The 7,101-nt window shown below is 65.0% G+C and carries 4 protein-coding genes; 3 read left to right on the top strand and 1 reads right to left on the bottom strand.

What is annotated here, in order from left to right:
• Positions 1 to 291 precede the first annotated feature (291 nt).
• Positions 292 to 3,441 (bottom strand): TonB-dependent receptor domain-containing protein, encoded by a 3,150-nt coding sequence (locus HUU96_RS08680; RefSeq protein WP_174292434.1) that lies wholly within the window; start codon positions 3,439 to 3,441, stop codon positions 292 to 294.
• A 362-nt stretch (positions 3,442 to 3,803) separates the two neighbouring features.
• Here HUU96_RS08680 and HUU96_RS08675 point away from each other — a divergent pair, with 362 nt between their 5' ends.
• From HUU96_RS08675 to HUU96_RS08665, 3 genes are all read left to right on the top strand, one after another.
• Positions 3,804 to 4,739, top strand: a complete 936-nt coding sequence (locus HUU96_RS08675; protein WP_174292433.1) for a glycosyltransferase family 2 protein — start codon at positions 3,804 to 3,806, stop codon at positions 4,737 to 4,739.
• Complete coding sequence (locus HUU96_RS08670) at positions 4,736 to 5,530, top strand: glycosyltransferase (RefSeq protein WP_174292432.1); 795 nt, start codon at positions 4,736 to 4,738, stop codon at positions 5,528 to 5,530. Before HUU96_RS08675 ends, HUU96_RS08670 begins: the two co-directional genes overlap by 4 nt.
• Before the next feature lie 98 nt (positions 5,531 to 5,628).
• A partial coding sequence (locus tag HUU96_RS08665) for a M1 family metallopeptidase (protein ID WP_254605143.1) occupies positions 5,629 to 7,101 on the top strand: 1,473 nt, incomplete at its 3' end.

Below are 7,101 nucleotides of genomic sequence, written 5' to 3'. Positions count from 1 at the left end.
GCGGGCAAAGACGGCGTACCACCGCGCTCCTGCGCCAGCGCCGATCCAGCCACCGCCGCGGCCGGCAAGGTCGCGATGAAGGTACGTCGCCGCATCGGCACTTCTCCCGATGGCGATCGGCCCCGACGCCGCCCGCCCGATCCCGCGATAGGGGTTGGCCGCCCGGACCGCCAGCGCGATCAGGCCGGGATTATCAGCGAACAGGCGGTGCCGACATCCTCAGCCGCGCGGCTCTTCGAGGTGCCGACGAGCAGACCTGCTGTGCGCAGGATCGGCTCGTCAGCAATGCTGCTAGAACTTGACCTTGGCTCCCGCGTAGAAGGTGCGGCCATAGGCGTCGTAGGGGTTTCCCCCCTCGTTGCCCAGCAAACCGAGCGGCGGCAGCTGGTTGGTCACGTTATCGGCACCGGCGTAAAACTGGTATTGCTTGTTGATGTTATAAGCCACGCGAAGATTGTGATAGGTGATGTCGGGATAGTAGATTGTCGGATAGGCATCTGCATCGGTCGGCGTGCGTCCGTCGAACGAGTTCTGCACCGAATAGGCACCGATGAAGCCGCTGCCCGCCGCAATGACCTGACGGCCAATGAAGTCGAACTGATACTGGAACTCAATTGGCCCATGCGAGTAGTTGAAGGTCGCGTGGGTGCGCCACATCGGATCGCCGAGCTGGTACAACTGGCGCGATGCATATGTTGGGATCGCCGGGTTGATATAGTTGTCGCGCTGTCCGACCCAAGACACCAGGATCGACACGCCCAGCTTGTCGCCATGCGCAAAGGTATGGTTGTACGCAATATCGGCGTCGATGCCGTCGGTCTTCTGCTTCGCATAGTTCACACCCGACGAGATGATGCCGTTGGTTGCAAACGTGTGGTCGGCGTTGCGGGTGATCAGCGCGCAATACACATTGCTGATGCCGCCGGGATTGTCATAGCAGGAGCTGACGATCGTCTGCGCGCTCAGCGATGCGATCAGGTTGTTGACCGTGATCTTGTAGAAATCGACGGTGATCGACAGGCCGGGCACGTAACGGCGCGGCGTGATCACCGCACCGGCGGTGAAGCTCTCGCTGGTCTCCGGGGTCAGGGCAGGATTGCCGCCCGACAGATAGGATAAGGTCTGCGAGCGGGCCGGCGTGTTCATGAAGCCGGTCGGGATTCCCGCTGCCGCGCAGTTCGCCGCCCGGTTTGGACCCTGGCCGATATAGGAGACGTCGCAAGGGTCCTGGATCGTTGCGAAGTTCTGGCTGTACGGCGAATACAGGTCCGACTGCGTGGGCACGCGGACCGACTTCGAATAATTGCCACGGAACCTGATGAGATCCGCTGGTGCCCACACCACGCCGCCATTGTACGAATAGGTCGTGCCGGCGCTGTTGTTGTAGCTGGATACGCGTCCGGCACCGCTGAGGGTCAGCTCGCGGAAGAACGGGCGATCCTTCAACAGCGGGATGCTGATCTCGCCAAAGCCTTCCTTCACGACGAGCGTCGGCGGATAGAAGGGCTGGATCGCGTTCAAGAAGGTGAAGCCCTGCTGTACGATCGGATCGTAGAAGGAGTGCGAATTCTCTCGACGATATTCGCCGCCGATATCGAAGCCGACCGGACCGCCCGGCAGGGTGAACAGCTTGCCCAGATCGCCCGCGACATAGCCGTTGATGTCGAGCTGGTTCGAGAACTCATGCCGATGGGTAGTCGCGTTGAAATAGTTGAGGGCTGCCTGGTTGGGCGATCCCTGACCGAACAGGTTGACCGGATAGCAGGCCGGATCGACATTGACCGCCGCGTTGATGCTACAGATCACCTTCGCACCGGCCGAGTTCAACAGATAGTTGCTGCCGGTGAAGTTCCCTGGTGCAAGCTGCGAATTTGCGGAGTTGACGAAGTTGTTGATGATCAGGTTGTTGATCGACGACAGCTGCGAATTGTATTGGCCGTAATCGACCGAGACGTCGTACTTCCAGCTGTCCCAGAAGGATCCGCGCGCGCCGCCAACAAGACGGAAGGTCTCGCGATCCTGCAACTCCTTGCGGCCGCCGAAGTCGGTGTTGAAACGCGACAGCGGGATCGACTGCGTGCCCGTCGCGCCGGCGGCACAATAGCCGGCGGTCTGCAACGTGGCGAGGTTCTGGGCGGTGAGGAAGCCGTTGTTACAGAAGACGAGCGTCCGGCTCACCGCCGGCTGACCGACCGGTGCGTAGCTGATGACGCCGTTCTGGAAGAAGCTTGGCTGCCCCTCCTGGTCGACCGAGATGCGCACATACTTCGCTTCACCGTACAGCGTTAGTGCGCGCGACACGTCGAAATGGGTCAGGGCGTTGATGGATACGCGGTCCTCCCGCGGCGAGATCTGACCGGTCTGGCGCAGGGTCGAACCGAGGCCGCCGACCGTGTTGGTGCTGCTGCCCGCGGTAATGTCGCGGAAATCGATCTGCGGATTGCTCAGCTGCAGATTGCCGTTTGCGTCGAACGCGTAACGCTGGCCGACCGATGCGGTCGTGGGAGCGCCGTAGTAGGTCACATATGTCGAGCCCTGCCGACAGCGCGCCGAGTTAGCGAGCAACGCGGCCGTATTACAGACCGCGTTCAAGATGCCGCCGTCGGAGATGCTGCCGTTGCGCACGCCCGCATAATAGCCGGTCTGCGGAATGCCGAGATTGCCGTTGGGATCGGCGGCGGTGTTCACATTCGTGTTGAACTGGGTGCGGCCGCTATACGCGCCGGTGAACGAATCGCGCTGCGCATAGAACAGCGCGTCGGCGTGGGAATATTCTCCGGCAAGCGCGAAGTTGCCACGTCCTTCGGCGAAGTTCTTGCCGGCGACGGCACTGACATATTGCTGGCCATGGTCACCAAAGGTGGTAACGCCGCTCTGGGCGTTCAGCTTCAGCCCGTCGAAATCCTGCTTCAGCACGAAGTCGACAACGCCAGCAATGGCATCCGAGCCATAGATCGCCGAGTCACCGCCGGTAACCACGTCGACCCGATCAAGCAGGTCGGTAGGGATCGAGTTGACGTCGACGATCGACGTGCCCGGCACCGAGGTGACGTGGCGGCGACCGTTGACAAGGACCAGCGTCCGCGTCGTGCCGAGGCCGCGCAGGTCGAGCTCGCTGAGACCGCTCGTGCCGATAAAACGGGTCGAGTTCGCCTGGCTGTAGGTCGACCGCAGCGCCGGCAGCTGGTTGAGCGCATCACCGATGTTGATGCGCGAGCTGCTCAGCAGTTCGTCTGCCGTTACCGATGTGATCGGCGCGCTGGAGGTCACGCCAGGACGTGCGATGCGCGTGCCGGTCACCACGACCTGGTTGTCCGCCCCGCCACTGCTCTGCTCCTCCTGCGCCTGCTCGCCTGGCCGGCTGCCAATCTGGTTGGCGGTTGGATCGTTCGGGGTCTTGGAACTGCCGCTGTTGGCCGGCACATCCTGAGACGTGTTCATCGTCTGCGCCATCGCGGCAGGAGCGAGAACCAGCCCGCCAACCAAAGCGGTGGCGCTAAGCAAGCGCAATTATTCATGTGTTTTCCCCTTTGGTCGAGCGCTTTTGCGCGTTTACCTTGTAGTCAGAAAGAGCGCACCAGCCTCGATTGTGCAAGCCGGCTGGACGACGTAGCCGGCTTTGCAAAGCGAAAGAGGCCCATGTGTCACTTAAATGACACTATAGATGAAGGTGTTGATTGATTTGAATATTTTGCAAGGTTCAGAACACTACTGCCCAAGATGCGACGCTTACCGACATCCAAGCACTCGGATCATACCCGCCTTTACGCGGTTGAGCCGGTCGTGACAGCGGGGACGGTGAAGTGACGAAAACCGCGCTGGTCGCGACGATGCGCAATGAAGGGCCCTACCTGCTCGAATGGGTCGCCTACCATCGCCTGATCGGGTTCGACGACATCGTGGTATGCACCAACGACTGCGTCGATGGATCGCCGGATCTGCTCGATCTACTGGCGGCTGGCGGCCTGCTTCGCCATCTGCGCTGCGAGACGCAGCCGGACGGCAAGGCGCAGCTTCATGCGTATCGGCAGGTCGAACACCTGCTCGGCGACGACTGGCCCGAGGTGGTGATGGTGCTGGACGCCGACGAGTTCCTCAACATCCATGTCGGCGGCGGCAGGGTCGAGGAACTGCTGGCGGCGGTGCCGGACGCTACCGCGTTCCTCGTCAACTGGCGCATCTTCGGCTCGTCGGGCCATGACCGCTGGTCCTCCGGATCGGTGCTGCAACGCTTCACCCACGCCGCCGAGCAGGAGCATGGCGTCAACTGGTCGTTCAAGACGCTGTTCACGCTGCCGGAGGCGTATCGCTGCCCGCTCCTCCCGCACGGCCCCGGCTATGCACGGCCGGCGCGGCTGCGCGATCTGCGGCCGGTCGATGGCGGCGGCCGGCCGCTGCCGGAGGTGTATGCGCGCTCCGAGGGTTTTCTGCAGAGCGAGCCCGGCCGGGTCTCCTGGACCTTGGCGCAGGTCAACCACTATAATACGCGCACCTGGGAGGATTACGCTGTCAAGCACAGCCGCGGCGGCGGCCTGGGTCTCGACCGCTGGGATCGCGACGGCAACTGGCAGGTGTTCGATCGCAATGAGGAGGAGGATGTGAGCATCCAGCGCCATCTGCCTGCCCTCGACGCGGCGATGGCAGAGCTGCTCGCCGATCCTGCGATCCGCGCGGCGCAGGACTGTTGCTGCCGGCTCTATGGCGAGCATGTCGCGAGCCTGAGCGCGGCCCGGGCATGACCGAGCCCTTCTACTTCGGCATCCCGCTGATCGCCCGCGCGGCCGCTGGCGACTGGCAGCTGGTGGAGCATCTGTTCGACCTGACGCTGCGTTCGGTCATGGCGCAGGACGATGCGGACTTTCGCGTGCTGCTCGCCGGGCACGACCTGCCGCGGGCGTGGTCGGCGGTCGCCGATGACCCGCGCTTTACCTGGCTGCCGGCGGACTGGGCACCCGAGCCGCCGACCGCCGCCAATGATGACGGCGGCCGCAAGAAGTGGCTGGTCAGACAGCGCATGCGACAGGCCGGCGGCGGGCTGTTGATGTTCCTCGACGCCGACGACTGGGTGGCGCGCGACCTGGTCCGCCGTGCCCGCGAGCAGATCGGGCCGCAGCACCTTGGCGGCGTGGTCGGCGCGGGGTTCGCGCTCGATTACCGGACCGGCCGCGTCATGCGCTTTCCGATCGCGGGAGCATTTGAGGGCGACTTCCACCAGCTGTGCGGGTCCAGCACGGTCGGGCGGATCGCCGGCGAGGATCACGACCGACATCCCGATCCTCATGCCGTGCTGGGCTCGCATCATGAGTGGGTGGAAGCGGCCGCCCGCACCGGCACGGCGCTGGCGCGGCTGGACGTCACCGGCATGTACCTGGTCGGCACGGGCGAGAACCATTCGGAAGCGGCGGGACCCTTCGCACGGTGGCGATGCGGGATTACCGAGGCGGTTCGCTCGCATGGTGTCCGGCTCGACGACGGCCTGGCGGCGCATTTCGGACAGGAGCCTTTGCTCCCACAGTCGTTGCACGACTGAACGCCAGGCCCCGAAGATGTTGCGCCGCCGTCCGCGCGCCAGCATGACGGGGCATTATCGGGAGACGAGGCGTGCATGATAGCGACCGCCGTTTGATCGTGAGTGCGGGTTTGATGTTGCCGGCGCTTGGCTATGCGCGCGGCGGCGCGGCGGCGGTGACGCAGGCGTCTGCTGCACTGGTCCAGCCCGGCATTCCGCTCGCCCTGGCGCGGCATCGCGCGACCCAGATCGGCGATCTCCATTATGACCTGTCGATCGACCTGACCGCGCCCGACCGGGCGACGGGCACGGTCGCGATCGCCTTCGACCGGCGTGCCGGCAGCGGCGATCTGGTCCTGGATTTCCGCGGGCCGGTGCTCGCCGACCTTCTCGTCAACAGCCGGCCCGTCTCGCCCGACGGGCGGCGCGACGGCCATCTCGTCCTGCCTGAGCGGGCACTCGCCAACGGGGCCAACTCAGTCACCGCTCGGTTCGCGACGCCGATCGCGGCGGCGGACGCGGCGATCATCCGCTTCCACGACGACAAGGACGGGCAGACCTATCTCTACACGCTGCTGGTGCCGGCCGACGCCAACCTGCTGTTCCCGTGCTTCGACCAGCCTGACCTCAAGGCCCGGTTCCGCTGGAGCATCACCGCGCCCACCGGCTGGACGGTGCTCGCCAACGGCGCGGTCGAGGCGAAGGAAGCGGCCGGCACCGCCACTCACTGGCGCTTCGCCGAGACGCAGCCGATCTCCACCTATCTCGCAGCCTTCGCCGCCGGCCCGTGGGCGACCTGGACCTCCGCGCCGCCGGGCGAGCGGCCGATCACGCTTCACGCCCGCGCCTCGCGCCGCGCCGAGGTCGATGCGGAGGCGCAGATCGCCGCCAACCGTGCGGCGGTGCGCTGGCTGGCCGACTGGTTCGGCGTCCTCTTCCCGTTCGCCAAGCTCGACGTGCTGCTCGCACCCGCCTTCCCGTTCGGCGGCATGGAGCATGTCGGCGCGATCTTCTACAACGAGGACCGCTTCGTCTTCCGCGAGCCACCCACCCTGCCGCAGCGGCTGAGCCGCGACCAGACCATCTATCACGAGGTCAGCCATCAATGGTTCGGCGACCTCGTCACCATGCGCTGGTTCGACGATCTGTGGCTGAAGGAGGGCTTCGCCAACTACATGGCCGCGCGGGTGCAAGCCGAGCTGCAGCCGGACAGCAACGCCTGGACGACGTTCCTGCTGTCGACCAAGATGCCAGCCTATCGCGCCGACGCTTCGAGCGGCACCCAGCCGATGTGGCAGTCGCTCGACAATCTCGACGCGGCCAAGAGCAATTACGGCCCGATCGTCTACAACAAGGCTCCCGCCGTCCTGAAGCAGCTCGCCTTCCTGGTCGGAGAGGACGGGTTCCGCCGCGGGCTGCACTTGTTCCTGACGCGCCATGCCTATGGCGTCGCCACCTGGGTCGATCTGCTGGGCGCGGTCGGCGAGGCATCGGGCGTCGACCTCGGCGCGTTCGGCCGGCAGTACGTCCTGCGCGCAGGTCTGCCGCGCGTCGATACGCGGCTGGCGCTGGCGGACGGCCGCATTGCCTCA

It is taken from the genome of Sphingomonas bacterium (assembly GCF_903644135.1).
Classification (GTDB): domain Bacteria; phylum Pseudomonadota; class Alphaproteobacteria; order Sphingomonadales; family Sphingomonadaceae; genus Sphingomonas.
Note: the sequence above shows the minus strand (reverse complement) of the source record. Positions and strands in the feature narration are given on the sequence as shown.